The sequence below is a fragment of the Microvirga terrestris genome, from assembly GCF_015694425.1.
Classification (GTDB): Bacteria; Pseudomonadota; Alphaproteobacteria; order Rhizobiales; family Beijerinckiaceae; genus Microvirga; species Microvirga terrestris.
In genome coordinates, this window is sequence record NZ_JADQDN010000004.1 from 326860 (window position 1) to 353027 (window position 26168).

25 protein-coding genes are annotated in these 26168 nt (G+C 64.0%); 9 read left to right on the forward strand and 16 right to left on the reverse strand.

Going from position 1 to position 26168, the window contains the following annotated elements; genetic code table 11:
- The first annotated feature begins 83 nt into the window (after positions 1–83).
- The 5 genes from I2H36_RS10645 to I2H36_RS10665 all read left to right on the forward strand — a co-directional run bounded on the left by I2H36_RS10645 (position 84) and on the right by I2H36_RS10665 (position 6312).
- Positions 84–995: an MBL fold metallo-hydrolase gene (locus I2H36_RS10645; protein WP_196263862.1), complete on the forward strand. Its 912-nt coding sequence runs from the start codon at positions 84–86 to the stop codon at positions 993–995.
- Between the two features lie 244 nt (positions 996–1239).
- Positions 1240–3180: a hypothetical protein gene (locus tag I2H36_RS10650; protein ID WP_196263863.1), complete on the forward strand. Its 1941-nt coding sequence runs from the start codon at positions 1240–1242 to the stop codon at positions 3178–3180.
- A 105-nt stretch (positions 3181–3285) separates the two neighbouring features.
- On the forward strand, positions 3286–4293 hold the full coding sequence (locus tag I2H36_RS10655) for an NAD-dependent epimerase/dehydratase family protein (protein ID WP_196263864.1): 1008 nt from the start codon (positions 3286–3288) through the stop codon (positions 4291–4293).
- Positions 4294–4312: 19 nt separating this feature from the next.
- The gene (locus tag I2H36_RS10660; protein ID WP_196263968.1) at positions 4313–5374 is read left to right on the forward strand and encodes an MraY family glycosyltransferase; all 1062 of its coding nucleotides are present in this window, start codon (positions 4313–4315) and stop codon (positions 5372–5374) included.
- Positions 5371–6312 carry an NAD-dependent epimerase/dehydratase family protein gene (locus I2H36_RS10665; RefSeq protein WP_196263865.1) on the forward strand — a complete coding sequence of 314 codons (942 nt, stop codon included), beginning with the start codon at positions 5371–5373 and terminating at the stop codon, positions 6310–6312. The genes I2H36_RS10660 and I2H36_RS10665 overlap by 4 nt, the downstream gene beginning before the upstream one ends.
- Here I2H36_RS10665 and I2H36_RS10670 read toward each other — a convergent pair.
- The 3 genes from I2H36_RS10670 to I2H36_RS10680 form a co-directional block, all read right to left on the reverse strand.
- Positions 6245–8209, reverse strand: a complete 1965-nt coding sequence (locus I2H36_RS10670; RefSeq protein WP_196263866.1) for a nucleoside-diphosphate sugar epimerase/dehydratase — start codon at positions 8207–8209, stop codon at positions 6245–6247. The genes I2H36_RS10665 and I2H36_RS10670 overlap by 68 nt on opposite strands.
- A gap of 93 nt (positions 8210–8302) precedes the next feature.
- Positions 8303–9085, reverse strand: a complete 783-nt coding sequence (locus I2H36_RS10675) for an ABC transporter ATP-binding protein (protein WP_196263867.1) — start codon at positions 9083–9085, stop codon at positions 8303–8305.
- Positions 9082–10086, reverse strand: coding sequence for a FecCD family ABC transporter permease (locus I2H36_RS10680; protein WP_196263868.1), 1005 nt, complete (start codon positions 10084–10086; stop codon positions 9082–9084). The genes I2H36_RS10675 and I2H36_RS10680 overlap by 4 nt, the downstream gene beginning before the upstream one ends.
- Before the next feature lie 1225 nt (positions 10087–11311).
- Here I2H36_RS10680 and I2H36_RS10685 point away from each other — a divergent pair.
- From I2H36_RS10685 to I2H36_RS10695, 3 genes are all read left to right on the forward strand, one after another.
- A complete protein-coding gene (locus I2H36_RS10685; RefSeq protein WP_196263869.1) occupies positions 11312–12466 on the forward strand; it encodes an aminotransferase in 1155 nt (384 codons plus the stop codon).
- A gap of 100 nt (positions 12467–12566) precedes the next feature.
- Positions 12567–13655 (forward strand): polyamine ABC transporter substrate-binding protein, encoded by a 1089-nt coding sequence (locus I2H36_RS10690; protein WP_196263870.1) that lies wholly within the window; start codon positions 12567–12569, stop codon positions 13653–13655.
- A 202-nt stretch (positions 13656–13857) separates the two neighbouring features.
- Positions 13858–14577, forward strand: coding sequence for an SIMPL domain-containing protein (locus I2H36_RS10695; protein WP_196263871.1), 720 nt, complete (start codon positions 13858–13860; stop codon positions 14575–14577).
- A gap of 22 nt (positions 14578–14599) precedes the next feature.
- On the opposite strand, the gene I2H36_RS10700 is transcribed toward I2H36_RS10695, so the two are convergent.
- The 9 genes from I2H36_RS10700 to I2H36_RS10740 form a co-directional block, all read right to left on the reverse strand.
- Positions 14600–16591 carry a methyl-accepting chemotaxis protein gene (locus I2H36_RS10700; protein ID WP_196263872.1) on the reverse strand — a complete coding sequence of 664 codons (1992 nt, stop codon included), beginning with the start codon at positions 16589–16591 and terminating at the stop codon, positions 14600–14602.
- A 94-nt stretch (positions 16592–16685) separates the two neighbouring features.
- Positions 16686–17144, reverse strand: coding sequence for a PTS IIA-like nitrogen regulatory protein PtsN (ptsN, locus tag I2H36_RS10705; RefSeq protein WP_196263873.1), 459 nt, complete (start codon positions 17142–17144; stop codon positions 16686–16688).
- An 82-nt stretch (positions 17145–17226) separates the two neighbouring features.
- A complete protein-coding gene (gene hpf, locus I2H36_RS10710) occupies positions 17227–17799 on the reverse strand; it encodes a ribosome hibernation-promoting factor, HPF/YfiA family (protein WP_196263874.1) in 573 nt (190 codons plus the stop codon).
- Between the two features lie 113 nt (positions 17800–17912).
- Positions 17913–19331: an RNA polymerase factor sigma-54 gene (rpoN, locus tag I2H36_RS10715; protein WP_196263875.1), complete on the reverse strand. Its 1419-nt coding sequence runs from the start codon at positions 19329–19331 to the stop codon at positions 17913–17915.
- Positions 19332–19413: 82 nt separating this feature from the next.
- Positions 19414–20211 (reverse strand): LPS export ABC transporter ATP-binding protein, encoded by a 798-nt coding sequence (gene lptB, locus I2H36_RS10720; RefSeq protein ID WP_246718744.1) that lies wholly within the window; start codon positions 20209–20211, stop codon positions 19414–19416.
- A gap of 102 nt (positions 20212–20313) precedes the next feature.
- Positions 20314–20955 (reverse strand): LptA/OstA family protein, encoded by a 642-nt coding sequence (locus tag I2H36_RS10725; RefSeq protein ID WP_246718745.1) that lies wholly within the window; start codon positions 20953–20955, stop codon positions 20314–20316.
- Complete coding sequence (gene lptC / locus I2H36_RS10730) at positions 20952–21704, reverse strand: LPS export ABC transporter periplasmic protein LptC (protein WP_196263876.1); 753 nt, start codon at positions 21702–21704, stop codon at positions 20952–20954. The genes I2H36_RS10725 and lptC overlap by 4 nt, the downstream gene beginning before the upstream one ends.
- A 103-nt stretch (positions 21705–21807) precedes the next feature.
- The gene (locus I2H36_RS10735) at positions 21808–22422 is read right to left on the reverse strand and encodes a ribonuclease D (RefSeq protein WP_196263877.1); all 615 of its coding nucleotides are present in this window, start codon (positions 22420–22422) and stop codon (positions 21808–21810) included.
- A 201-nt stretch (positions 22423–22623) separates the two neighbouring features.
- Positions 22624–23112, reverse strand: a complete 489-nt coding sequence (locus I2H36_RS10740; protein ID WP_196263878.1) for an Hsp20 family protein — start codon at positions 23110–23112, stop codon at positions 22624–22626.
- Between the two features lie 221 nt (positions 23113–23333).
- Here I2H36_RS10740 and I2H36_RS10745 point away from each other — a divergent pair, with 221 nt between their 5' ends.
- Positions 23334–23495: a hypothetical protein gene (locus I2H36_RS10745; protein WP_196263879.1), complete on the forward strand. Its 162-nt coding sequence runs from the start codon at positions 23334–23336 to the stop codon at positions 23493–23495.
- Here the strand turns inward: I2H36_RS10745 and I2H36_RS10750 are convergent.
- The 4 genes from I2H36_RS10750 to hmuQ all read right to left on the reverse strand — a co-directional run bounded on the left by I2H36_RS10750 (position 23492) and on the right by hmuQ (position 26151).
- A complete protein-coding gene (locus I2H36_RS10750) occupies positions 23492–24433 on the reverse strand; it encodes a YihY/virulence factor BrkB family protein (RefSeq protein WP_246718746.1) in 942 nt (313 codons plus the stop codon). The two genes, I2H36_RS10745 and I2H36_RS10750, sit on opposite strands and share 4 nt — an antisense overlap.
- A gap of 82 nt (positions 24434–24515) precedes the next feature.
- The gene (locus tag I2H36_RS10755) at positions 24516–25271 is read right to left on the reverse strand and encodes a HugZ family pyridoxamine 5'-phosphate oxidase (RefSeq protein ID WP_196263880.1); all 756 of its coding nucleotides are present in this window, start codon (positions 25269–25271) and stop codon (positions 24516–24518) included.
- Positions 25272–25298: 27 nt separating this feature from the next.
- Positions 25299–25796, reverse strand: coding sequence for a heme utilization cystosolic carrier protein HutX (gene hutX / locus I2H36_RS10760; RefSeq protein ID WP_343234433.1), 498 nt, complete (start codon positions 25794–25796; stop codon positions 25299–25301).
- 16 nt (positions 25797–25812) lie between these two features.
- A complete protein-coding gene (gene hmuQ, locus I2H36_RS10765) occupies positions 25813–26151 on the reverse strand; it encodes a heme-degrading protein HmuQ (protein WP_196263882.1) in 339 nt (112 codons plus the stop codon).
- Positions 26152–26168: the final 17 nt, after the last annotated feature.

Below are 26168 nucleotides of genomic sequence, written 5' to 3' on the forward strand. Positions count from 1 at the left end.
ATCGTCCGTCTCGGGGGCAGCTTACCGCAGTCCATGTGCGCCAGCGCACATAAGAGGGGTTTTCGTTACATCATGATCCTGCCATGGTAAGGCGTGTTGCATCCTCTGACGCATTGCAGGTCCGGTTCTGGGGCACACGCGGCTCCACCTGCGCATCCGGGCCTCAGTTCGTCGAGTTCGGATCGCATACCCCCTGCGTCGAGGTCCGATGCGGCGAGCGTCTCTTCATCCTCGATGCGGGCACCGGCCTCTCGGCACTGGGCATGGAACTCGGCCAGACCGCTCCCGAGAAGATTGACATCCTCCTCAGCCACCTCCACCTCGACCACATCAGCGGCCTGCCCTTCTTCAAGCCGGCCCTGCTCGCGAAGGAGCGCGTGATCCGCACCTATTGCGGACATCTGGAGGGCGAGAGCGCCATGGAGCCCCTCGGCCGTCTCTTCGCCCCGCCCCTGTTCCCGGTCCGCCTCGGCCAGCTTCCGGCCCGGTTCGAGTATCACGGCTTCAGGGCCGGCGAGCCAATTACCTTCGACGACGGAACCCGGATCGAAACCCACCTTCTCAACCATCCCGGCGGCGCCACCGGCTACCGCCTCAGTCATAGCGGCCGCAGCGTCTGCTACATCAGCGACGTGGAGCACAGCGATCCCTGGCCCGATCCGGATCTCGCCGCCTTCGTGCGCGATACCGACCTGATGATCTTCGACGGCATGTTCTCGGATGCCGAATACTCTTATTGCCGAGGCTGGGGCCATTCCACTTGGCAGAAGGGCGTCGAGCTCTCGAAGGCCGCCGGCGTCAAGGCGCTCGCCATCTTCCACCTCTATCCCGGCCACGACGACGCCTTCCTGAAGAACGCCGAGGCCGAGATGCAGGCCGTGATGCCCACCGCCTTCATGGCGCGCGAGCGGCAGAGCCTGACGTTTGAGCCGGTGAATGAAGAGCTGGAGACTGATTGTTCCGAGCCTGCTTTGGCTCAAGCTGGGCAGGATTGACTCGAGGTCATCAAAAATGCCTGCCTGTGCCAGCATCTGTGCATTGAAGTGCTGAGCATTTCTACCATCCCACACCCCGCGGAGATGAGCGAATAGCAGAGCATCGCGCCCTGCTGTCGTTAAATTTAATGAAGATGCCGGATCGGGGGAGCCATCTAGAAGTTTCAATATGCTCTTATTTATGATATGTTATTACATAATATATGACTGCATCCGGGCCCCCCTCGAGTAAAGAGAGGTTTGCATGAGCATTGTCACGCATTTCGGCGAAACCCGCGTCAACACCACGACCAGTGGCAGACAAGAGTGGTCCTCAGTCGCGTCGCTCAAGGATGGAGGGTGGATTGTTACGTGGGAATCCAATGTAGCCGGAGACACCTTCCAGAGAATCTACCAACAGCGTTACGATGCCACGGGCGTGGCGGTCGGAGCCGAAGTCAGGGTCAGTCAGTCACCGTTCAACAAACAAAGCGAAGTATCTACCACGGGCCTCTCCGATGGCGGCTGGGTGGTCACCTGGATAGGGCAGGATGGGAATAGCGACGGCATCTTTCAGCAGCGTTTCAACGCTTACGGCCTGAGAGTTGGACATGAAACCAGAGTCAACACGACGACGGACAGTCTCCAAGCTGAGCCAACCATAACGGCTCTCGTAGGCGGAGGATGGGTTGTCACCTGGACCTCCAACACAGCCGGATACGGCACCGCCATTCATCAGCAACGGTATGGGGCCAACGGCTTTCCGATCGGCACTGAAACGATGGTCGATAGTTGGCGTTATGGCGCTTACCGCCCGTCCGTTACGGCACTCGCCGACGGAGGATGGATTGTCACCTATCGGGGACAAGATCCCGGATCCACAGGTGATGAGTACATCTATCAACAGCGCTATGATGCCGATGGATGGACGGTTGATTATCCGATCCAAGTCAACGCTGTCATGGAAAACACATGGCAAACACTGCCGACAGTCACTGCACTGAAGGATGGCGGATGGGTCGTGACATGGACCTCAAGAACTGGGGATGAGTCCACTACCAGTGTTCGCCAACAACGCTTTGCCACCAATGGCGAGAAGATCGGTCCGGAAGTCCAGGTGAACGCCATCGCAGCCAGCGACCAGTTCGATTCTTCAGTTACAGCTTTGCCAGATGGTGGTTGGCTGATCACCTGGGCATCGGGTCCCGCAGTTCAAGATGCGAACCGGGATATCTACCAGCAGCGCTATGCCGCAAACGGCCAGAAGGTTGGTGGTGAAAACAGGGTGAACACCTTTACCGAGGGAGACCAATGGTTGGCCTCAGTCACGACGCTAGCGGACGGAGGCTGGGTCGTATCCTGGGGTTCGTCCGGCCAGGATGGTGACAGCTACGGGATTTACCAGCAGCGTTACACGGCAGATGGACAACAGGTCGGGCCGACAACCCCTACCGGTCTCAGCCTGGTCGGTAATCCCTTCACGGAGGGTGTGTCCGGTGGCTCTCAGACAGCCCAGGTTCTCGTTAAGGCGTTTGCCACCGATCAGCCCTTCACCTTCACCCTGCTTGACGATGCGGATGGTCGCTTCGCGCTGAGTTCGAGCGGAATATTGACGGTCAAAGATGGTGCGAAGCTCGACTACGAGCAGGCCCGGTCGCACCAAATTCTCGTCGCGGTAAAGGACACGCTCGGCGCTGAATATCGGTCTTGGATCAGGGTCGACGTCGGCGATGTTGCCTCTGAAACCGTAACCGGGAGCACCAACTCCGATGTTATCAAGGGAAACATGGGCAAGGACACGTTCAAGGGCGGCTCTGGTGATGACAAATTTTGGGGTGGTCTGGGTAACGACATTCTCACCGGTGACACAGGCAAGGACATCTTCGTGTTCGACACCAAGCCGAACAAGAAGAGCAATCTCGACAGGATCACCGACTTCTCCGTGAAGGATGATGCGATCTGGCTCGACAATAAGGTCTTCGCCAAGCTCGGCAAGGCCGGCTCGGAGGCAAAGCCCGTGCAGATGAAGAAGGACTTCTTCACCATCGGCTCCAAAGCCAAGGACAAGAACGACTACATCGTCTACGATAAGACGAAGGGCGTGCTCTACTACGATGCCGACGGCTCGGGCAAAGGCAAGCAGGTGGAGATTGCCACCGTCTCCAAGAAACTCAGCCTTACCTACAAAGATCTATTCGTCATTTAAGCCAGAGGATTGAACAGACGGCATTGGCAGCTCTCTTACATCGAAGCTCTCCCATTTACGGGAAAATCCACTATGGTGCCTGTCAATTCATCAGGCGGGCCCATCATGACCTCTCCTATTCTTGTGACCGGTGCGGCCGGGTTCATTGGCTTTCATGTGGTGCAGCGGCTTCTGGCTGATGGCCATCATGTGGTGGGCGTCGACAGCTTCACGCCTTACTACGACATCAGCCTCAAAGAGGCCCGCTTCGCTCGGCTCGCCCCGCATAACACCTTTCTGGGCGAGCGCCTGGATCTCGCCGACCCGCAGGCCACCCGCGACCTGTTCCAGCACCACCGCTTCGAGCGGGTCATCCATCTGGCCGCGCAGCCGGGCGTACGCTTTGTCGATCCGCAGCCCTACACGGCCTCCAACCTCATGGGCTTCATGAGCATGCTCGAGGCCTGCCGTCATGGAGCGGTCCAGCACCTCGTCTATGCCTCGTCGAGCTCGGTCTACGGCGCCAACCGCAAGCTGCCGTTTTCCGAGCACGACACCACGGATCATCCGATCAGCCTCTATGCCGCCACCAAAAAGGCGAACGAGATGATGGCCCATTCCTACGCGTCCCTGTTCGGCCTTCCCTCAACGGGCCTGCGCTTCTTCACCGTCTACGGTCCCTGGGGCCGGCCCGACATGGCGGTGTACAAGTTCACCCATGCCATCGCGCAAGAGCGCGAGATCCTGGTGGCCCATGCCGGCAAGGTTTGGCGCGACTTCACGTATGTGGACGACATCGTGGAGGGCATCGTGCGCCTGGTCGAGCGCGCGCCCTCGGGCGATCCGGCTTGGGACGCGGAAAATCCCGATCCGGCCACGAGTGCTGCGCCGCACCGGGTCTACAACATCGGCAACGATAGCCCTGAGGAGGTCAACCGGCTGATCGCCCTCATCGAGGAAGCTCTCGGCAAGAAAGCGAACCGCGTCGACGTGCCCCTACCGCCGGGCGACGTGCTGGAGACCCGCGCGGATGTGACGGACCTGCGCCGCGACGTGGGCTTTGCGCCCGCGACGTCATTGGAGGAAGGCATCCGGCGCTTCGTTGCGTGGTACCGTGAATATCATAAGGCCTGACATGATTGGTCCTTCCTGGATGATTGTGTCCTTTGCTTTTCTCGGCGTCCTGATCGGGACCGCTCTCGTGTCCTCCTTTTTGATCCTTGGCCTGAAGCCCTTGCTCATCCGCTATGCATTGGCACGCCCCAATGCTCGGTCGAGCCACAAAGTGCCGACACCGCAAGGCGGCGGCATCGCCGTCGTCGGTGCGGGCCTCATTATGGCATGCGCAATTCTTCTGAACACGGACGTGCCTGCCGGGACATTTCTCGGTGTTGCTGCAGCGGCCGTGATGCTTGCGATCGTCGGAGCCGTGGACGACATCCGGCCGCTGCACCCTGCGCCTCGTCTGCTGTTGCAGGTCATGGCCGTAATGGCAGTGGTGTTGATCAGCAATGTGCGGGTATTTCCAGACACAGTTCCATTGATCGTCGAGCGGATCGTTCTGGTGATCGGCGGCGTCTGGTTCGTAAACCTCGTCAACTTCATGGATGGCATCGACTGGATCACTGTGGCGGAGATGATCCCGATTACCGCGTTTTTTCCGTTGGTCGCTCTTGTGGCAACGGCTCTCGCGCCATCGGATCATTGGTTCTATCAACTATTCAATCCGCTGGTCGTTTGGACCTCTCTTGCCCTCTGCGGCGCCCTCCTCGGCTTCGCGCCCTTCAACAAGCCCGTCGCCCGCCTCTTCCTCGGCGATGTGGGCTCGCTTCCCATCGGCCTCCTCGTCGGCTGGATGCTGCTGGAGCTTGCCGGAACCGGCGCGCTCACGGCCGCTCTCCTGCTGCCGCTCTATTATCTCATGGACGCCACCATCACCCTGCTGCGCCGCTTACGCCGCCGTGAAAAGGTGTGGGAGGCGCATCGCAGCCATTTCTACCAGCAGGCCACCGACAACGGCTTCTCGGCGCTCGACGTCAGCGCCCATGTGTTCGGGCTCAACCTTGTCCTCGCCGGCCTCGCCGCTATGACATTGGTCTGGCCCTCGGGCGCCGTGCAGATCGTGGCGCTTGTCTTAGGCGCCGTCCTCGTCGGCCTGGTCCTCAGGCGCTTTTCCACCCCACGCCAGACAATTCCCTTGGAGGTTTCCCGATGAACGCACCCCTGATTGCCCTCACCGGCGCAACGGGCTTCATCGGACGACACCTCCTCACTGAGCTGCCCAAGCGCGGCTATCGGGTCCGGGTGCTGCTGCGCCGCCCGTCCGAGGTGCCGGCGGGAGCCGCAAGCGCCGTGATCGGCGACATCGCCTCGCCGCACAACATGGCCGCGGCCTTGCGCGACGTGGACATGGTGATCCACTCGGCCGGCCTGGCGCATGCCATGTCGGGACGGCCCGAGGACGATTACCGCAGCATCAACACGGACGCGACGGTGAAGCTCGCCCAATCGGCCGAGCGCGCCGGCGTGAAGCGCTTCGTCTTCCTCTCCTCGATCCGGGCGCAGAGCGGTCCTTCCACTGATCGCGTGCTGACGGAGGAGATGGAGCCTCACCCCACGGACGCCTATGGCCGCTCGAAGCTCGACGCCGAGCGCGGCTTGGCTGAACTTAAATTAGACTGGGTGGCCCTGCGCCCAGTCCTCGTCTATGGCCCCGGCGTGAAGGGCAACATGGCCGCCCTGCTCGGCCTCGCACAATCGCCCTGGCCCCTGCCGCTCGGCGGCCTCAAGGCCAAGCGGTCCGTTGTCTCCCTCGACAACCTGACGGCGGCCGTGGACACGGTCCTGAAGGCGGACGGGCCTCTGAGGCGCCCGTTCATCGTGGCCGATCCTGATCCGGTCACGATCCCCGAGATGGTGAGTGCCCTGCGTGAGGGTTTTGGACACGGGCCGGGACTGATTCCGGTTCCGTCCTTCGTCCTCAAAGGGGCGGCGGCTCTGGCGGGAAAAGGCGAGGCCTATCAGCGGCTGGCGGGCTCGCTGGTGGCGAGCCCGGAGGCCTTGCGGCGCTTAGGGTGGCAGCCGGTCAGTTCGACGCGAGACGCGCTTGCGGCGCTGGCGCGGCAAGCGGGGGCGCCGGCGCCCGGCGCTTGAATTCCGGGATCGCTTCCTCGAACACCCGCTCGGCCAGCCCCCGGTCGCCATCGACAAGGGCACGGTCCAGAATCTTGAGCCATTGCTCGACCCGCTCGCGATCGGCGAAGATGGGCTTTGCCGCCATGACGCCGTCGATGCCGATTTCCGCGCGGGGCTCCTCGCGGGCGAACAGGATTTCGTGCAGGCGCTCGCCCGCACGGGCTCCGGTGACGGCGATCTCGATATCTTCGCCCGGCTCGTAGCCGGCGAGCCGGATCATGCGCTCGGCGAGCTCGTAGATGCGAACCGGCTGGCCCATCTTCAGCACATAGACCGAGGCGCGCTCGTCGCCGTTGGAGCGCTCGGTCAGGGACCGGCTTTCCTCCGCATGGGACGCGGAGGTGAGCACCAGGTCGGCCGCCTCGCGGGTGGTCATGAAGTAGCGCACCATGTCCGGATGGGTGACCGTGACGGGCCCGCCGCGGGCGATCTGCGCCTTGAACTTCGGCACCACGGAGCCGACCGAGCCCAGCACGTTGCCGAAGCGCACCGCGATGGTGCGGGTGGCACCGTTGCGGCCCATGAACTCGGCATCGAGCGCCTGCCCGTACATCTCGGCGAAGCGCTTGGTGGCGCCGAGCATGGAGACCGGATCGATGGCCTTGTCGGTGGAGATCATCACGATGGTATCGGCGCCGGCCTCGACCGCCGCATCGGCCACGTTCACCGAGCCGAAGACATTGGTCTTGATGCCTTCCGTCCAGTTCTTCTCGAGATAGGGCACATGCTTGAGGGCGGCCGCGTGGAAGACCACCTCCGGCTTGAATTCGTTCATGACCTCGCGCACCCGCTCCCGGTCGCGCACGTCGGCGATCACGCCGTCCACATTGGTGTCGCTCGACAGGAGCGTCGGGTTTTCGAGAATGTGGTGCAGAGACGGCTCGGAACTCTCCAGGATCAGAAGATCGCTCGCCCCGAAGGCGACTGCGCGGGTGCAGATCTCGGACCCGATGGAGCCGCCGCCTCCGGTGACGAGCACGCGCTTGCCGCGGATGAAATTTTCCAGCCGCTGCCGGTCGATCTGCACGGTGGGGCGCAGGAGCAGGTCCTCGATTTCGAGCGGCGCGAGCTCGGCATTGCGCATGCCCTCGCCCAGGCTCGTCACCCGCACCAGAGGAAGGCCGAGACGGCGCGCGCGGGCGAGCAGCATGTCCGGGTTCGCTTCCGGCGTCAGGGCGCTCGGGGTCGCGACCAGCCGGCGGATCGGCACGCCCCGCTCCTGGAAGTCCTGCACCACCTGGTCCATGTCCGCGAATGTGCCCAGCACCGGGACGCCGCGCATGGACTGGCCGAGATCGTCGCTGCGGTAGGAGAGAATGCCCCGGGGCTGAATCTTCCCGACCGTGCCCGCTTCGATGGCCCGCAGGATCACCTCCACATCTGCGACACGCCCGAGCAGCAGGGTCGGCGTGCTGGAATCCCGCTGCAGGCTGTTCCGGGACCGGGCGTATTTCAGGTATCGGAAGGCGAGCCGCGGGCCGCCCAGCAGGAACATCTGGATCAGCCAGTAGAGGGCAATCGTGATCTTGCCGAAATAGAACGTTCCCAGGAATTGCGGCGAGACGAGGATGTAGTCGACCACCAGCAGGGTCAGGGCCAGGATGGTGGAAGCCCGGAAGATGTTGAACAGGTCCGGCAGGGAGGCGAAGCGCCACTTGGAGCGGTAGAGCTGGGAGAACCAGTAGACCACGCCGGCGAAGGCGATGAAGGGCGGCAGGAAAAGCGGCAGATGAACGAGACGCTCGTTCAAAAGCGGCCCCTCGAAGCGCACGAAGAACGTCGCGAGGACGGCCACGCCCGTCATCACGAGATCATGCATAACGATGAGAGTTTTCTTGAAGTCCTGCCGATTCATGGCCCTGCCGTCTGCTGCCCCGGGGTATCGGATGGGCTCACCTCTTTGTCAATGTAACGTTGTCCTTCCAAAGATGCCTCGAACGCAGGCCTCTCACGGATCGGGCAGAGGGCCCTGGGCCAGCACCAGAAGGCCTGCCTCCTCCCGGGTGACCCGTGCCCGAATGCCGAAGCTGGAGCCAAGATGGGCTTCGGTCAGAACCGTTTCCGGTAGGCCGGAAACCTCGACTTTTCCTTGATCCAGCAGGACGATCCGGTCGGCGAACCGGGCCGCGAGGTTCAGATCGTGCAGGATCGCCACCACGGTAGCGCCGGCTCGGGCACGGGCCTTGAGGACTTCGAGCACGATGAGCTGATGGCGCGGATCGAGCGCCGCGACGGGCTCGTCGGCCAGGAGAACCGGCGCCTGCGTCGCGAGAGCGCGGGCCAGCAGCATCCGGGCGCGCTCACCGCCTGACAGGGAGGTGGCGGGACGGCTCTCGAAGCCCTCAAGCGCGACGGCCCGGAGCGCCGCCTCAACGGCCTCCCGGCCTTTTGCCGGAAGCTCCTCCGGCCTCTCCCCGAAAGGCAGGCGGCCGAGCGCGACGACTTTCGCGACCGGCAGGGGCCAGGCCACCCCACCGCCCTGCGGCAGGTAGGCAATGGCCCGCGCCCGCTCGGAGGCCGGCATCCGGGCGATGGGTGTTCCGTTCAAGGCAACCTCTCCGGCCGAGGGCCGCACCAGCCCGGCCATGGCGCGCAGCAGGGTCGTCTTTCCGGCGCCGTTGGGGCCGATCAGCGCCGTCAGGCACCCGGGCTCCAGGGACAGGTCGATGCCCTGGAGCGCGCGGCTTGGCCCGAGATCGACCGCAAGGGAGCGGACCTCAAGGCGCTTCATGCGGGCGTCTCCACCAGCTCCGCCTTGCGGCGGGCGATCACCCAGAGAAAGAACGGCACGCCGATCAGCGCCGTGAGCACGCCGACCTTGACCTCGGCCCCGGACGGGATGAGGCGCACCGTGCAGTCTGCGGCCAGCAGCAGGGCTGCTCCCGCAAGGCCTGCGGGCACAAGCGTGCGGGCGGGATCGTAACCCACGAATGGCCGCACCAGATGGGGCGCCACGAGGCCCACGAAGCCGATGGACCCGGCGACCGCCACCGAGGCGCCCGTGCCGATGGCGGCACCCGCAACGATCAGCCCCCGGAGCCGGGCCACGTCGGTCCCGAGGCTGCGCGCCGTTTCCTCTCCGAGCGCCAGGGCGCGCAGGCCCGAAGAGGCTTTCAGGATCAGGAGCGAGGCGAAGAGAATGAACGGGGCGGCCAACAGCACATGGACCATGGACCGATCCTCGAAGGAGCCCAGCAGCCAGAACACGATCTCCGTGACCGCGAAGGGATTGGGCGACAGGCTGATGGCGAGCGAGGTGCCGGCGCCCGCGAGGCTCCCGACTGCAAGGCCGGCGAGAACCAGCACCACGATGGTGGCGTTTTTCCCCGCAACCGCCACCACGAGGGCGATCGAGAGCAGCGCCCCGGCGATGGCCGCGAAGGGCAGGGCCCAGGACAGGGTGCCGATGAGGCCGGAATAGATCACGAGCACCGCCCCGAAGGCCGCCGCCTGCGGCGCGCCGAACACCGCCGTGTCGGCAAGCGGATTGCGCAGCAAACCCTGCAACCCCGCGCCGGACAGGCCGAAGACCCAGCCGATCATGAGGGCAAGCAGCGTGCGCGGCAGGCGGATCTCCCGCACGACGATGCTGGCCGCGCCCTGATCCGACACGAGGGCTTTCAGCGCTGTGAGGATCGCGATCGGCGCCGGGCCGACCACCAGAGAGGCGAGGCACAAGCCTGCGACGAGGACGATGAGGCCTGGGATGAGGGGCGACCGGGCGAGGGACATGAGAGGCGTTTTCGTTGCTCCCTCGATAGAGCATGAAACGCGGCGAGGACAAAGCGCACCCGTCATTACCGGCCTCATGCCGGAGATTTCGGTCGCGGCTTCCTCCTTGCGTAATCCTGGGAGTCGAGCATTTCGAGATGCCTCCGTGTCATCCCCGGCGAGCGTCAGCGAGGGAAGGGCATCCACTCACGCGCGCTTCGGCTGATGAGTTCTCCTCCGCTACGCACCCTTCCGGGAATGACACGTCACCCGTCACGCTTCACTCATCCCCATCTGGTCATCCCGGACGGAGCACAGCGCAGATCCGGGATCGTCGGCAGGATGAAAGGCGGGTCCCCCTCTCCCTGAGTGAGAGGGCTGGGGTGAGGGGTTACAGGCTTATCCGGACAGGACACTAACCCCTCACCCCGACCTCCGGTCCGACCTCTCCCATAAGGAGAGGTAAACCAGCGCTATACTCGTCCAACGATCACGGGTTCTGCTTCGCAGCCCCAGGATGACACCCTCCAGTGAAGACCCTTCCGGTTCCTACATCCTCTCCGTCATGGCCGGGCCTGTCCCGGCCATCCCGATGCGGTGAGGCGCTGCGCTTCAAGCCATCGGGATCACCGGCACAAGGCCGGTGATGACGAGGTGCGGTGTCATCCCCGGCGCACGAAGTGCGGGAAGGGGATCCACGAGCAGGCGTGGCGTTATGGGTTTCCTACCCCTTCGCTACACGTCTTTCCGGGAACGACCGTCAGCAGGGTCAATGTTCTTACTTTGTTCTTGACAGGTGCTGCAAGCTAAGCTATACAGTTTCCTTAGACCTGCCTCTATCGAGGGGCGCGCTCGCGAGGCGTCGCAGTGTGGAGGCAGGCACGGTCTCGCAGGCTCGCCTCGCAAGTGGGTCTGGCGGGAGGCCCAGGTTGTGGGCCGGTGGTCGGAATCGGTTCAAGGCCCCCGTCGAGCAGACGGGCCACGCCTTGAGCGGTCACCGGGCTGGCCTCACCTGTCCGCCTAAAGAAGCCGTGCGCGAAGAGGCATCCTGGCTCTTCCTTCTCACCACCCATCATCGAGCCGGGCTGCCATTCGCGCCACCCTCGATCACCGCACAGGCTCGCAGCTCACGCTGCGGGCCCCAAGGCGCTGGCTGTGACGGTCATGAGAATGCGGGTTCGATCTCCCGCATCTCCATGCTACGAAACAGGTCAGCACCTCAGGAAACACTTATCGAGAGAGCGGCATGAACCGACTGTTCGCCAACCTGCCCACCACAATCTTCGAAGTGATGTCGAGCCTCGCCCGGGAGACCGGCGCCATCAATCTCGGCCAGGGCTTTCCGGACGATCCGGGGCCGGAGGACGTGCGGCGGGCAGCGGCGGATGCGGTGCTCAACGGCTACAACCAATACCCCTCGATGATGGGCATTCCGGAGCTGCGCTCCGCGATTGCCGCTCATTACAAGCATTGGCAGGGCGTCGATCTCGATGCGAACACCGAAGTCATGGTGACCTCGGGCGCCACGGAGGCGCTCGCGGGCGCGATCCTCGGCATCGTGGAGCCGGGCGACGAGGTGGTGCTGTTCGAGCCCATGTACGACGCCTATCTGCCCCTCGTGCGCCTTGCCGGCGGCGTGCCGAAATTCGTCACCCTGCAGCCGCCGCATTTCCGCCTGACGGAGGAAGCGCTGGCGCAGGCCTTCTCGCCAAAGACCAAGGCGGTTGTGTTCAACAACCCGCTCAACCCAACAGCCACAACGTTCTCCGACGAGGACCTGAACCTGCTGGCCGATTTCTGCCGCCGCTTCGATGCGATTGCGATCTCGGACGAGGTCTGGGAGCACGTGGTGTTCGACGGCCGGCAGCACCGGCCGATCCTGGCGCTTGACGGCCTGCGCGAGCGCTCGGTGAAGATCGGCTCGGCGGGAAAGATCTTCAGCCTCACGGGCTGGAAGGTCGGCTTCGTGTGCGCGGCGCCCCCCATCATGAAGGTGCTGGCGAAATCGCACCAGTTCCTCACCTTCACCACGGCGCCGAACCTGCAGCACGCCGTGGCCTACGGGCTCGCCAAGGACGATGCCTATTTCGAGGACATGCGCAAAAACTTCGCCCGCAGCCGCGACCGTTTCACGGACGGCCTGAGGACGCTGGGCTTCGACGTGATCCCGAGCCAGGGCACCTATTTCGTCAACATCGACATCGCCCCCTTAGGCGAGACCGACGACGTCGCGTTCTGCCGCCGGCTCGTCATGGAGCACGGCGTCGCGGCGATTCCGGTCTCGGCCTTTTACGCGGAGGGCGCCGTGAAAAACGTGGTGCGCTTCTGCTTCGCCAAGAAGGACTCGACGCTGGATGCCGGCCTGGAGCGGCTGGCGAAGGCGATCAAGCGGGCTGCCTGAAAACCGGCGGCCCCGCCAGCAACTTGGACATTGTTTCTTTGCTCAGAATTTCCTAGCCTGCTCCGGTCGTCACTCTCATCTTGAGGAGTTCCCACCCCTGATGTTCCGTCTTCTCGCTTCCGTTGCCCTCACCTTAGGGCTTGTGACCGGCGCCGCTGCGCAGCAGCAGCGTGTGGTCAACGTCTACAACTGGTCCGACTACGTGGATCCGAAGGCGCTGGACGAGTTCACGAAGCAGACCGGCATCAAGGTGGTCTACGACACCTACGACAACAACGAGATCGTCGAGACCAAACTCTTGGCCGGCAAGTCCGGCTACGACATCGTCGTGCCGTCGGGCCCCTTCGTGCAGCGCCTGATCGGCGCCAAAGTGTTCCAGAAGCTCGACAAGGCGAAGCTGCCGAACCTCGCCAACCAATGGCCCGAGGTGACGCAGCGCCTGGCCGTGTTCGATCCCGGCAACCAGTTTGCCGTCAACTACATGTGGGGCACCACGGGCATCGGCGTGAATGTCAAGAAGGTGAAGGAGATTCTTGGGGACGTGCCGCTCAACACCTGGGACCTCGTGCTGAAGCCGGAGATTTCGGCGAAGCTGAAGGCCTGCGGCATCTACATGCTGGACTCACCCGAGGACCTCTTTCCCGGCGTGCTCGCCTATCTCGGTCTCAATCCCGATTCCAAGCGCGTCGAGGACCTGAACAAGGCGGGCGATGCCCTGTTCCGCGTGCGCGGCAACATCCAGAAGTTCCACTCCTCCGAGTACATCAACGCGCTCGCCAATGGCGACATCTGCGTCGCGGTGGGCTATTCGGGCGACATGATCCAGGCCAAGAGCCGCGCCGAGGAAGCCAAGAATGGCGTCGAGGTCGGCTATGTCATTCCGCGCGAGGGCGCGCTGATGTGGTTCGACAGCTTCGTGATCCCGGCGGACGCGAAGAACGTTACGGAAGCGCATGAGTTCATCAACTTCATGCTCCGCCCCGAGATCGCCGCCATGAACACGAACTTCGTGTCCTATGCCTCCGGCAACCTTGCCGCGAAGCAGAACATCGACAAGGCGATCCTCGACAATCCGGGCATCTATCCGGACGACGCCACCATGAAGCGGCTCTTCACCAACACGGCCTATGACGAGCGCTCCCAGCGCACCGTCACGCGGCTCTGGACCCGCGTGAAGACCGGCCGTTAATCCGGCGCTCAGGTTCGTTTGTGCATCGTCCCGGTGCCCGCAAAGCTCCGCCCAAGCGCATCGTGCGGAAAAGTGGACCCGGTTTTCAGCTCAAACGATGCGCTCCTTGAAAACGAAGCATCGGAGTAGGCCCAAAAGTGGAAGCCACTTTTGGGTCCGATGCTTTAGGCGGAGCTTTTCTTTTGAAGAGGACTTATCCGTCATGCGTTCCGTCGCCGTCGTACTCCTCGCCCTGAGTCTCGCCACTCCGGCCCTGGCTCAAACTTCCGCGCCGCGCCAGCCCACGATCAGCGTCATGGGCACCGGCGAGGCGGAGCTGAAGCCCGATTTCGCGCGCATCCACGTGACGGTGGCGACGCAGGCCGACACGGTGGCGCAGGCGAGCACCGCCAACAATACGGCCACGGAGCGGGTGCTCGCCCGCATCCAGGGGCTCGGCATCAAGCGGGAGGACATCCGCACCGCGAACTTCCAGGTCTTCCAGACGCCGCAGCAGGTCGGCCCGGATGGCAAGGAAATGAAGACGCCGAAATTCTCGGCTCATCACAGGCTCCAGATCACCACCCGCGATCTCGACGGCGTCGGGCGCCTGGCCGGCGAGATCCTGGCGAGCGGCGACATGACGTTCCAGTCGGTCTCCTTCGGCCTCGACCGGCAGGAGCAGGGCGCGGATAAGGCGCGCGAAGCCGCCGTGCGCGACGCCAAGCGGCAGGCCGATGTCTATGCCGCCGCCGCGGGCGTCTCGCTCGGCCGCTTGCTGGAGATCCGGGACGGCTCCGCCCAGCCCTTCGAGCCGCAGCCCGACATGCGCATGTCCATGGCGATGGCCAAGGGAGCCGAATCGGTGCCGATCGTGCCGCCGGCGACGATCCGCTACACGGCCAATGTCCAGCTCGTCTGGGAAATGGCCGGGCAGCCTTAAGGCGCCCCCGGCCGACAGGTCGCTAGGCAGCCTTGACGCTGTTGAGGAACTGGCCGATCTCCGCCCCCAGTCGCTTCGCCTGGTGCTCCAGGGCCACCGAGAGGTCCGCCACGGTGCGGGCCGCCTCGAGAGACTGCACGGCGACACCCTGCGTGGTCTCGATGGCGGAGGTGCCGGCCTGTGCCTCGCTGGAGACCTGAGCCACCGACTGGGCGATCTCCGACACCGCAGCCGTCTGCTGGCTCACGGTTCCGGCCACCGTTGATACCACACCTGCCAGATCCTCCACGGAGGCCTGCACGGTGCCGAGCGCCACCAGGGTCTCCCGTGAGGCGGCCTGCACCGCCTCGATCTGCCGGGCGATCTCCTCGGTGGCCTTGGCGGTCTGGCCGGCCAGGTCCTTTACCTCATTGGCCACGACGGCAAAGCCCTTGCCGGCCTCGCCGGCGCGGGCCGCCTCGATGGTGGCATTGAGCGCCAGCAGGTTGGTCTGCGCGGCAATGGTGCGGATGAGGCCCGCCACTTCGCCGATTTGGGACGTCGCAGCGGACAAGGTCGTCATGCTGCTCGAAGCGCCCCGGGCCTCGGCCACGGCGCGCTCGGAGGCTTTTGCCGAGGCATTCGTCTGAGCGGCGACCTCGGACAGGGAAGCATCGAGCTCTTCGGCGGCGCTCGCCACCGCCGACATATTGTGCGCCGTCCGTAAGGAAGCGCTGCCTGCGATCTGCGCCTGCTGGGTCACGTGGTTCGCCGAACCCTCCAGCTGGCCCGAGGCCTTGGCGAGATCGCCCGTGACCTCGCGAACCTCCGCCAGGATCTGCTCGACCGTGGCGTCGAACGCCATGATCGCATTGGAGATCGCATGAGCGCGCTCCGCGTCGAGCGCCGCCATGCCCTCGCGCTCGTGGGTAAGCCGCTCGCGCTCGCGGGCATTGTCGCGGAAGACCAGAACGGTGCGGGCCATGGCGCCGATCTCGTCGGTCCCCTTGGTGGAGGGGATCTCGACGGAGGCATCGCCGTCGGCGAGCCGGCGCATGGCCTGCTGCAGGCGGGTGAGCGGCAGGGAGATCGAGCGCCCGACAATGAAATTCAGGATAAGGCCGAACAGAAGCGTCGCGCCCATGGCCCAGAGGATCAGAGTGAAGGTGCGATGCTGCGAGGCGGTGAGCTGCGCTTCGGTCTTGTGGGCTTCGGTGCGGACCTTGGCGAGCAGCTGATCGAGCACCGGCACGAGCAGGTCGAACTGCCCCATCAGCTTCTCGCTCTGGCCCGAGACCTCCCGCTCCAGCTCGCCCCAGGCAGTGAAAGCCTCCTGGAACGACACGCCAGCGCTCTCGATGGCGGCCTTTTCCTTGGCAAGATCACCCGAAAGCTGGGCCAGGGCGCGGGTAAAACGTCCCTGCTCGACCTCGAAGGCTCCCAGGATGCTCTCCTCGAGCAGGATCCGGGCGCGGGCCTCCTGGTTGAACATGCCGAGCATGGCGGCCCACAGGCGCCAGGCAATAGTCTCGCCGCTGCTCGTCAGGGGCCGTACCAACTTCTCCAAGTTCGCTTCGGCCTTGAGCAGGCGCCCCTGCGCGCCCTCGTCCGGCTTGGTGCCGATGCCGGTATAGAGCTTATCGAGAGACTTGCCCTGGCCCAGCAGGGCTGACGCGTGCTGCTTCAGGGCGGCGATCTCGGGCTCGATCAGGCCTGAGCCCGGTGCCGCGCTCATCTCGTCGAGTTGGGCCGCCAGAGCCTTGTGTTGCTCGATGAAGGACTGGCCGTGATGGCTGAGGCGGCTCGTGGTCCACTCCCCGGCCACGACCTTCAGGCCATCGGCCCGGCCGCGGAACCCGTTGGCCTTCTCGGCGAGCGCCGAGTAGGTCTGCTGCGCCGAGAGCGCCTGCTCCACCTCGGACCGACCCGTCTGGAATACCGCACCGATAACCGCAAAGCCAAGTACCATCACGCCGCTCAATGTCGCGACGCGCATCCGCACAGACGGCTGCTTCAACCGAGCCAGAAATGCCATTGCCCCCGAATCCTTCTTGTACCGTTGCGGCAAGATTGCGGAGGACGTCTTAAAGATATCTTTACGTTAGGTCAGAAGCCGGCTCCTGCCAGTTTCAGGCGGCCTTCGGCAGCTCGGTCATGATGGCGTAGAGGGCGGCGGCATCCCGGGTGGCGCGCACCCGCTCGATCAGGCCAGGCTCGCGCAGCACACGGGCAACCCGCGCCAGGGCCTTCAGGTGATCCGCCCCGGCACCCTCGGGGGCCAGGAGCAGAAAAAGAACATCCACCGGCTGGCTGTCGAGAGCCTCGAAGTTCACCGGCTTGTCGAGGCGCGCGACGAGGCCGAAGATCCGGGTCAGGCCCGGCAGCTTGCCATGGGGAATGGCGATGCCCTCGCCGATTCCGGTCGAGCCAAGGCGCTCGCGCTGCAGGAGCGCCTCATAGATGGCCGTCTCGGGAAGGCCGGTGAGCCGGGCCGCCTGGGAAGCCAGTTCCTGAAGAGCCTGCTTCTTGCCGTTGACGCGCAAGGCGGGCAGGACGGCCTGAGGGTCTAGAAAGTCCAGCAAGGGCATCGATCACGCTGCATTCTGGATGTGAAGCCTGGAAGGCCTCTCACCGTTCCACGCAAGAACCGGGCCAAAAGGGGTAGATCCCTCAAGCCTGTGCAAGGGGCGGATCAACCCAACCGATTGCTCCGTCGCCGCGGCGATATACGACGTTCAAGCGTCCGGTGCTAGCGTGGATGAACACAAGAGCGGCCGCTCCCGTGAGGTCGAGCTGCATCACGGCGTCGCTGACGGAGAGCGTGTGAAGCGGCTTGGTGGTCTCGGCTACGACGATAGGATGATAGCCCTCTTCCTCGACGGCTTCATCGCTCGGCGCCTCGAACACCGCATAGGGCACCTCGATGCCGCCGGTGCGCGCACCGGAACCTGACTTGCCCTTGAGCCGCTGCTTGTAGCGGCGCAGGCGGTTTTCGATCCGGCCGGCAGTCTGGTCGAAGCTGGCATAGGCATCGCCGGCGGCGCCGGAGGCCTCCAATGTCATTCCGGAGGTGAGGTGCAGCACGCACTCGGTGCGAAACCCGCCGCCGTCGCGGGTGACGGTCACATGGCCGGAATAGCCGCCATCGAAGTACTTCGCCAATGCGCCGGCCATTCGGGCCTGGACCTGAGACCTGAGAGCTTCGCCGATATCGAGATTCTTCCCCGACACTCTCAATGTCATCGCATTCTCCTCCGCTTGCGCCTTCGCTTTGCCGCGATCCTTCAGGGATGACGCTTGGAGATGATGATCCGAATAGAGGCCAATGCAAGTCTTGAAATCTTGAGGCCAACCGGTCAAGCTTTGCGACTGTGTCGGCGGCGCTCGGATGAAGACGGGATCCGCAGAGCCTCCCGGTATTTCGCCACCGTGCGGCGGGCGACCTGAATTCCTTCGAGTTTCAATTTCTGGGCAATTGCCTCATCCGAGAGCACATCGTCCGGCCTCTCCGCGCTGATCAACTGACCGATGCGATGGCGGACCGCCTTGGCGGCATGCTCGCCCTCGCCCGTGGCGGCGCCGAAGAAGAACTTCATGGAATAGGTGCCGCGCTCGCTGCCGATGGCCTTGTTCGCCGCCACCCGGGAGATCGTGGATTCGTGCATGCCGATGGCCTCCGCCACGCTTTTCAGGGTCATGGGGCGCAGCCCCGCGATTCCTTCGTGGAAGAAGTCCTCCTGCTGGCGGGCGATCTCGGTGGCGACCTTCAGGATGGTCCCGGCGCGCTGCTCCAGGCTGCGGGTGAGCCAACTCGCCGTCTGGACGCAGTCGGACAGGAAAGTCTTATCCTCGTCGGTGCGCAGAACCTTGGCCACTTCGGCATAATAGGTGCGGTTGAGCAGGACGCGGGGCAGGGTCTCGGGATTGAGCTCCACCGCCAGGCTGCCATCCGGCAAGGTACGGACCAGCACGTCCGGCACGAGCACGTCGATCCTGGCGGGCGTGAAGGCAAGCCCCGGTTTCGGCTCCAGGCGGCGGATCTCGGCCAGCATGTCGGCGAGATCTTGCCCGTCGACGCCGCACAGCTTGCGCAGGGCGGCAAAATCCTGCCGGGCCACGAGATGGAGATTGTGGAGCAGTGTCTGCATGGCCGGATCGAGCCGACCCCGCTCCTTGAGTTGGATCGCGAGGCATTCGGCAAGATCGCGCGCTCCGACGCCAGCCGGCTCGAAGGTCTGGATCAGCTGCAGGGCCGTTTCCACATCGGCGGGCATCACACTCAGATGTGCGGCGATCTCCGCCGGGTCGTCCCTGAGATAGCCGGCTTCGTCGAGGCTGTGGATCAAGTGCTCGCCGATGGCGCGCAAGGGGGCATCGGAAGTGGCGAGATCGAGCTGCGCCTCCAGGTGTTCGGTCAGGCTGGCCGTGCGGGCCAGCGTCTCTTCCAGCTCGGGCCTGATCTCCCCGTGAGCCGCGCCGGCCGGGCCAGCCACTCCCGAGGCGGCTTGGCCACGCAAGGGCGGCGGACCGGGAACGATCCTGGCACCTGAGACTTGCGCCTTCTGCTTGGCGCGCAGGAACTCGGCGAGGCTCAGGCTCGGCGCATTGGCCCGGATCTCTCCTTCCTGCAGGAGGGGATTGCGCTCGAGCTCGGCTGCCACATAGGTGGCGAGTTCCGCATGGGAGAGCTGCAGCAGCTTGATGGATTGAACCAGCTGGGGCGTCAGGGTCAGGGACTGGCCCTGACGCAGCTCCAGCCGTTGCATCGCACTCATGACCGCACCCGAAACGGCATGCTCCTTGCATGCCGTTCAGTTTTTAAAGGTATCGGGGGCGATCCGTCAAAACGGATACGTCTTAGTAGAGACGGAAATCCTCGCCGAGATACAGGCGACGCACTTCCTCGTTCGCCACGATGGCGTCCGGCGTGCCCTCTGTGAGCACGCGGCCGGAATGGATGATGTAGGCGCGGTCGATGAGGCCCAGTGTCTCGCGGACGTTATGGTCCGTAATGAGCACGCCGATCCCGCGGCGGGTCAGGTGCCGGACGAGGTTCTGGATGTCGCCCACTGCAATGGGGTCGATGCCCGCGAAGGGCTCGTCGAGGAGCATGAAGGTCGGCTCGCCGGCCAGCGCACGGGCGATCTCGCATCGGCGGCGCTCGCCGCCCGAGAGCGCGATGGAAGGCGACTTGCGCAGGCGCGTGATGTTGAACTCCTCGAGGAGCGCGTCGAGCTTGCGCTCGCGCTCCTTGCGGCTGGGCTCCACGATCTCGAGAACGGCGCGGATGTTGTCTTCCACGTTGAGGCCGCGGAAGATCGAGGCTTCCTGCGGAAGATAGCCGATACCCAGCCGGGCCCGGCGATACATAGGCAGGCCCGTCACGTCATGGCCGTCGAGGCTGATGACCCCGCGATCCGCCCCGACGAGACCGGTAATCATGTAGAAGATCGTGGTCTTGCCTGCGCCGTTGGGACCGAGCAGTCCGACGGCCTCGCCCGCCCGCACCTGAAGGCCCGCGTCCTGCACCACGGTGCGGCCGCGATAGCTCTTCTGCAGGCCTTTCACAGCCAGAATGCCTGCGCCGCCGAAGGCGCCCTCACCCTCGATCCGGGAAGAGCCATGCGGAACCGGCCCGGCCGCATAGGGTTCCATGAGGCTCACGTCCGAAGGACCGGTTTGAGAACGGTTGAAAAGCGGTTTCACAGGATCATCGCTGGTAGTGAAAGGGATATGTCGGGAAGGTTTCCTCCCGCCTTAGTTCGTGGCCGGCCTTTGCTGGGGCTTCGGCTTGGCGTTGCCCGGCGCATTCGCTCCGCCAGCTCCCGTTGGAGCCGGGCCGCCGTTGCCGGGCACGAACAGTGCCCTGACGCGGCCGCCGGGGGTCGTTTCGATATTCGCCACGCCGGTATTGATGTCGTATAGCACCCGCTCGCCCTTCGTGACGTTCGGCCCGTCGCTCAAGGTGGCATTGCCGGTGAGCATGATCTTGTTGGAACCGCGGTCGAAGGTGGCGTTCTCGCCGGTCGCAACCTGGGTTCGGGACACGATGGTGACCGGGCCCTTGCAGTCGATCTTCTTGATCGCGCTGTCGTCGGCGCCCTGCGCGGCAGGTGTCGCCTGCCCGCCGTTCTGGTCCCGCTGCTCGTAGAACACGGTCATGATGGTGCACTTCATGGTGCTCTCGCCCTGAACCGCCACCACCTCTCCGGTGAAGACGGCGCGTCCCTCCTTGTCGAAGACATCGAGCTTGTTGGCATCGATCTTGATCGGCTCCTTGCTGGAGCCGAAATTGCCGAAGCCGACCGCGCGCTCCTTGCCGGCCTGGGCCCAGGCGGCCTGCATCGGGACGGAGGCGAGAAGCGCGACGGTGAAGGCGGCGCGTGAGAGACACATCATGGACGGGTACTTGTCTGTTGGGACGCGGGGGACGACGCAGGCATCGTGGAGCTTGTGCCGGCAGCGTCCTTGGACGATGGGGCGGAGCGGGACGGGTCGAGAACGGTGCGCACGCGGCCCTCGAAGCTCATGACCTTGCCGTTATCCGTGACCTTGAGCTTCTCGGCCTCAATCGAGCCATTGCCGAACGAGACTTCGACGGGTTCGTTGGACGTTACGTTGCCGGACTTGAACTGGACGAAGGCCGACCGGAGCTTGACCTCGTGGCCTGCATCCGTGGTGACCACGATGTTGTCGCGCAGCCGCATCTGCTCTCGCTTGGTATCCAGGGTGCCGCTCGCAGCCTGGAGCAGCGCGACGCTGCCGCGATCATCCGTGACGATGCGCGCCTTGAGACCCTTGAGTTGCACCAGGTCGGGCTTGCGCACATCCTGCGTGGCTTCGGTGGCGGTTACCTCGTAGGGGCGGTTGTCGTTCTTGAAGCCGGTCAGCTTCGGGCTCGCCATGGTGACGTTGCTGCCGCTCACCCCGATGGAGCCGAAACTCAGGTTTTCGATGTTCCGGAACGGATCGTAATAGGCCACGAAGCCCACGGCGGCCATGCCGATCAGAGATCCGAGAGGAATGGCGATCTTGGCGAAGCGCACCCAATGGGAATGGCGGCGGGCCTTGGTATAGGCGCGCGTCGACCGGCCGGCCGACCTCAAGGCCGGGCCGTCACGCATCGTGGTGCCCTGGATTACCGCCACTTTTTGAACCCCTTCCGCCTCACAATCGGCCCCGCGCCATGCCGGACGGACATGGCGATGTTATGACGGATATGGGTTTTATGCGGGAAAGTTTAAGCGCCCGTCAAGAATGGGCGAAAATATCGGTCTCGGACCACCCGAGAAGGTCCAGCTGCGCCCGGGTCGGCAGGAAGCCGAAGCATTGGTGGGCAATGCCGAGCCGGTTCTCCCGCTCCAGCATGCGGTCGAGCTTCTCCTTCAAGGCATGCAGGTGAAGCACGTCGGAGGCCGCATAGTCGAGCTGGGCGGGGGTGAGCGTGTCGGCGCCCCAATCGGAGGATTGCTGCTGCTTCGACAGCTCCACGCCAAGCTGCTCCCGCGCCAAATCCTTCAGGCCGTGGCGGTCCGTATAAGTGCGCACGAGCCGCGAGGCCACCTTGGTGCAGTAGACCGGCCGCGGCATGACCCCGAAGGTATGGAAGAGCACGGCAAGATCGAAGCGGGCGTAATGGAAGATCTTGAGCACGCTCTCGTCGGACAGCACGCGGATTAGGTTCTCAGGCAGAGGGCCGTCCTTGAGGATCTGCACCACGTCCGCCGTGCCGTCCCCGGTGGAGATCTGCACCACGCAGAGCCTGTCCCGGTGCGGGTTGAGGCCCAGGGTCTCCGTATCGATGGCGATGGCAGAGCCGGGGGTGTAATTCGCGGGCAGATCGCCGCGATGAAAGCGTACGGTCATGGAGCATCCAAAATTTGATGAGACGGGCTGTAACGCGTCTGGCCGGCAGCTTCAACGGATGAGAAAAGCTCCGCTTCTGCGGAGCTTCTGTCGTCTGTGACGATGCCAGCCCTCAATAGCAGATCTGGATCCGGTGCACGACCATTCGTGATTTGCTCTGCGCCGACGATCCGCCGGCGCCGACGATGCAACGCATCGAGGTCATGCGGCCTTGCCGTGCTCGATCTGCACAGACTTCTTGTCCTGCCCCAGATTTTTCATGCCGTTGCTGGAATTGATCTCGATCCGGCGCGGCTTCAGGGCCTCGGGCACCTCGCGCTTGAGCTCGACCGTCAGCAGGCCGTTCTCGAGATTTGCACCCGTCACTTTCACATGATCCGCGAGGTTGAAGATCTGCTTGAAGGCGCGGGTCGCGATGCCGCGGTGCAGATACTGCTTGCCTTCGTCGGAGCACTTCTTCTGGCCGATCACGAGAAGTTGGCCCTCCTTCTGCGTGAGCTCAATCTCCTCAGGAGAAAAGCCCGCAACGGCCATAGTGATGAGGTATTGGTCCTCACCCAGCTTCTCGATGTTGTAGGGCGGCCAGTTGGCCATGGACTCGAGCTGTGTAGACTGGTCGAGCATGTCGAATAGCCGGTCGAAGCCGACCGTCGAGCGGTACAGGGGAGAGAAGTCGAAAGCTGATCTCATAGCCATATCCTCCGTTGAGCAACATGGGTCCGAGAGCGCCGGACACCCGCCGGCGCCCGTATGGCCAAGCCTTTGAAAGGCCTTGGCAATCATGATTCTAGGAACGGTTTTTACAGTTTTCAAGAGGGGGAAATCGGTTCAATCACTTCCCCATGAAACAGGCTGGCCATCAGGTCTTTCAGGCCCTAGCATCAGGCTGCTTCGACCAGGGAACGACTGATATGCTTCGCATCTTCTCCCTTGCCTTGCTGACGATCTTGGCCGCTCCTTCCTTCGCAATGGAGACGCCCAGCGAGAACACCGTAATCGCCCAGGATCAGCGCCCTCCGCAGCAGACTCCAAAGCGGGATTGCGAGAAGAAGCAGGACGAGGGTGTGAGCTAGGCCTGAGCCGCACCAGCAGGCTCGGCCTCCACGATTGCTGAGACTCGATCGTCGGCCGGATTTGCCTGGCGCCGCAGGGCGGCGTTGAGCTCGGCGCCGAAGATGAAGATCGCGGCAGACAGCTGCAGAAAGATCAGCGCCGTCAAGATCCCGGCAAGGCCCGCGTAGGTCGCCTTCAGGTGAGTCACGTTCGCCAGGAACTCGCCGTAGAGGCCGGCTCCCGCAAGCCAAAGGATCAGGGTCGCGGCGATGCCGGGCAGCACGTTCCGTGCGCGGGGCCGGGCATCCGGCAGCCAGAGATGGGTGGCGACGAGGCCCATCACCAGGACGACCGACGCCAGCCCGTAGCGAACCACGTCGTAGGTGAGGCCCAGGGTCTTCAGGTCTGGCATCGACAATACGGCGGCACGCCAAAAGGACGGCCACAGCACTACCAGAACCGCGGAGGCAACCAGCGCACCCGCCCCGATCACGACAAAACCTACGCCGATCAGCCGGGCCTGCCACCAGGGCCGGAACCTTTCGACCCCATAGGCCCGGCACAGGGCGATCCGCAGGCTCTCCACCCCGTTGGTCGCGACCAGCAGCGTCAGCACGACGCTGATCGTCAGCACATTCCGGCGCGGGATGAGAACCTTGTCGGCCTCCCGCGCCAGCGGACCCGCGACGCCCTCGGGCCAGAAGTCGAAGAGCAGATGGATGATATGGGTGGAGATGCGCCCGGCACCGAGAAGGGCAGCCAGCGCCGCAACGCAGATCAGGAAGGGAAAGAGCGCGATCACCAGGGAAAGCGCCACGTGGCTTGCCATGGCAAGGCCGTCGTTACGCGAGAAGCGCACGCCCGCATCGGCGATGGCCGCGAGGATTAAGCGGGCGTGGGGAAGAACGAAGGAGAGGCGCATCTCGACGGAGGAATCCTGGACTGGCAGATCGACCATGATGGTGCGCGACCCAGCCTCTTGATGCGATCCCTAAGCGCTCAAGGCAAGATCCATTCTGCCACAGGCCTGCCGGGCTGCCTTATGCAATCCGGCCTCGCGCCTCGTTCGCCAGCCGGATGAGCATCGGCCGCACCTCGTGCGGGCCGGTAAGCGCTCTCGGGAAGGCTAGGCGCAGGATCTCGTCACCCAGGGCCATTTGAACCCCCTCAGGATCGATGCCGATCAGGCGCCAAGCGCCCTCACGGGCGCCGCAGAGCTGGGTGGCGTAAAGCGCCACTGCATCGGCATGATCCTCGTTCATGTGCTCCACGGCCTGAGCCTCGAAATCGTAGAAGTCGAAGAATTCGGAGAGATCCGCCAGCAGATCCCCCTTGGCCATGCGATAGGCTCGGCCGAAGCCACCATTGAGGCTCCCTGACACGACCGCCAGACGCCAGAAGGCGAAATCGGGAAAGTCCACGTAGAGCTCAGCCTTGGGATGCTGCAGCAGGTAGCGGCGGCGAATGTGCTGTGTCTCGGAATTGTCCCGTTCGAGCCTGTAAGCCTTGGCCAGCAAGGTGAGTCGCGGATGAGCCAGCGGGTCGCCCTTGCCCACAGACGACAGGAGCAACGAGCAGCGTGGGTCGGCCTCCAGCAGCCGAGTATGGACTGAGAGCTGGGAGGTGAGGATGACGGGCGAGCCGTCCAGATCCGTTCCAACCTGCACGAGGCTTGCGAACGGCATGCCGCTCTCCGCGTCGTTGGTGGCGAGCGCACCCGACCGCACCGTGCGCATGAGCTTCTTCGCAAGCCCGCGGGCCTCGTCGTCGACAGGCAGGATTGGATCCTTTGCCATTGGCCTTACTGCTCCCTGCATGGCCGCTCACGGCGTCTGTTGGTATCGCGTGCGCAGCGCCTCGAACCGGGTAACCTGCTCCGGCCTGAGAGCGCGATCCTCGTGGCGGCCCACAAAGATCTTGAACATCACGCCGCCCTCCTCGTTGACGAACTGCACCGAGCAGGACCTCTTCCCAAAAAAGGGCCGGTCGATGAAATAGATGGACCGGCAGCGCTCCATCCTCAAGTGCCCGCCGATGGGCGTCTCCCCGTGGATATTGAAATAGCCGTGGCCCAGGGTTCCGTCCGGGATGCTTCCCTCGCATTCGAACACGCCGTCGCGGGTATGCACCACAAGGGTGATCACGCCCCACTCGGTCAGATCCTGCCAGATCTCCTGGTAGAGGTTGCCAGGCACGCGCATCGCAGCCTCGGGCGGGAGACAATCGAGCACCACCTGCATGGGCACGCCGTGCTTGTCCGCAACCTGCTCGAGGATGCCATCCGGTTTGGCTGCGAGATCCTGGCGGATCAATTCGTTCACGGGCACAGTCATTCGCCTATTCCGCCGATTTCGCCGTCAGACCGATGGTTTGAATCACGTCGAAACCTTCGAATTCCGGGTGACCCAGGGTCAGCGGCTTGTTGGAGCCTGTGCTGGCGCGTGTATGCGAGGTGCGGAACTGCTCGGAGCGTGTCCAGGCTTCGAACTGCGCCTTCGAGGCCCAGACAGTGTGCGAGGAATAGAGCACATGATCCTCGCGTTCGGGGCCGCGCAGCATATGGAACTCGATGAAGCCGTCGAGCTCATGCAGGTAGCTCTCCCGCGTGAGCCAGCGCTGCTCGAATTCCTGCGTGGCGTCCTTCAAAACCTTGAAGCGGTTCATGGCGATGAACATGGGTGTCTCCGTTGTCA

Coding starts and splice junctions, on each gene's coding strand:
- I2H36_RS10645 (WP_196263862.1), top strand. CDS start 84: ATGGTAAGGCGTGTTGCATCCTCTGACGCATTGCAGGTCCGGTTCTGG.
- I2H36_RS10650 (WP_196263863.1), top strand. CDS start 1,240: ATGAGCATTGTCACGCATTTCGGCGAAACCCGCGTCAACACCACGACC.
- I2H36_RS10655 (WP_196263864.1), top strand. CDS start 3,286: ATGACCTCTCCTATTCTTGTGACCGGTGCGGCCGGGTTCATTGGCTTT.
- I2H36_RS10660 (WP_196263968.1), top strand. CDS start 4,313: ATGATTGTGTCCTTTGCTTTTCTCGGCGTCCTGATCGGGACCGCTCTC.
- I2H36_RS10665 (WP_196263865.1), top strand. CDS start 5,371: ATGAACGCACCCCTGATTGCCCTCACCGGCGCAACGGGCTTCATCGGA.
- I2H36_RS10670 (WP_196263866.1), bottom strand. CDS start 8,209: ATGAATCGGCAGGACTTCAAGAAAACTCTCATCGTTATGCATGATCTC.
- I2H36_RS10675 (WP_196263867.1), bottom strand. CDS start 9,085: ATGAAGCGCCTTGAGGTCCGCTCCCTTGCGGTCGATCTCGGGCCAAGC.
- I2H36_RS10680 (WP_196263868.1), bottom strand. CDS start 10,086: ATGTCCCTCGCCCGGTCGCCCCTCATCCCAGGCCTCATCGTCCTCGTC.
- I2H36_RS10685 (WP_196263869.1), top strand. CDS start 11,312: ATGAACCGACTGTTCGCCAACCTGCCCACCACAATCTTCGAAGTGATG.
- I2H36_RS10690 (WP_196263870.1), top strand. CDS start 12,567: ATGTTCCGTCTTCTCGCTTCCGTTGCCCTCACCTTAGGGCTTGTGACC.
- I2H36_RS10695 (WP_196263871.1), top strand. CDS start 13,858: ATGCGTTCCGTCGCCGTCGTACTCCTCGCCCTGAGTCTCGCCACTCCG.
- I2H36_RS10700 (WP_196263872.1), bottom strand. CDS start 16,591: ATGGCATTTCTGGCTCGGTTGAAGCAGCCGTCTGTGCGGATGCGCGTC.
- ptsN (WP_196263873.1), bottom strand. CDS start 17,144: ATGCCCTTGCTGGACTTTCTAGACCCTCAGGCCGTCCTGCCCGCCTTG.
- hpf (WP_196263874.1), bottom strand. CDS start 17,799: ATGACATTGAGAGTGTCGGGGAAGAATCTCGATATCGGCGAAGCTCTC.
- rpoN (WP_196263875.1), bottom strand. CDS start 19,331: ATGAGTGCGATGCAACGGCTGGAGCTGCGTCAGGGCCAGTCCCTGACC.
- lptB (WP_246718744.1), bottom strand. CDS start 20,211: ATGGAACCCTATGCGGCCGGGCCGGTTCCGCATGGCTCTTCCCGGATC.
- I2H36_RS10725 (WP_246718745.1), bottom strand. CDS start 20,955: ATGATGTGTCTCTCACGCGCCGCCTTCACCGTCGCGCTTCTCGCCTCC.
- I2H36_RS10735 (WP_196263877.1), bottom strand. CDS start 22,422: ATGACCGTACGCTTTCATCGCGGCGATCTGCCCGCGAATTACACCCCC.
- I2H36_RS10740 (WP_196263878.1), bottom strand. CDS start 23,112: ATGAGATCAGCTTTCGACTTCTCTCCCCTGTACCGCTCGACGGTCGGC.
- I2H36_RS10745 (WP_196263879.1), top strand. CDS start 23,334: ATGCTTCGCATCTTCTCCCTTGCCTTGCTGACGATCTTGGCCGCTCCT.
- I2H36_RS10750 (WP_246718746.1), bottom strand. CDS start 24,433: ATGGTCGATCTGCCAGTCCAGGATTCCTCCGTCGAGATGCGCCTCTCC.
- I2H36_RS10755 (WP_196263880.1), bottom strand. CDS start 25,271: ATGGCAAAGGATCCAATCCTGCCTGTCGACGACGAGGCCCGCGGGCTT.
- hmuQ (WP_196263882.1), bottom strand. CDS start 26,151: ATGTTCATCGCCATGAACCGCTTCAAGGTTTTGAAGGACGCCACGCAG.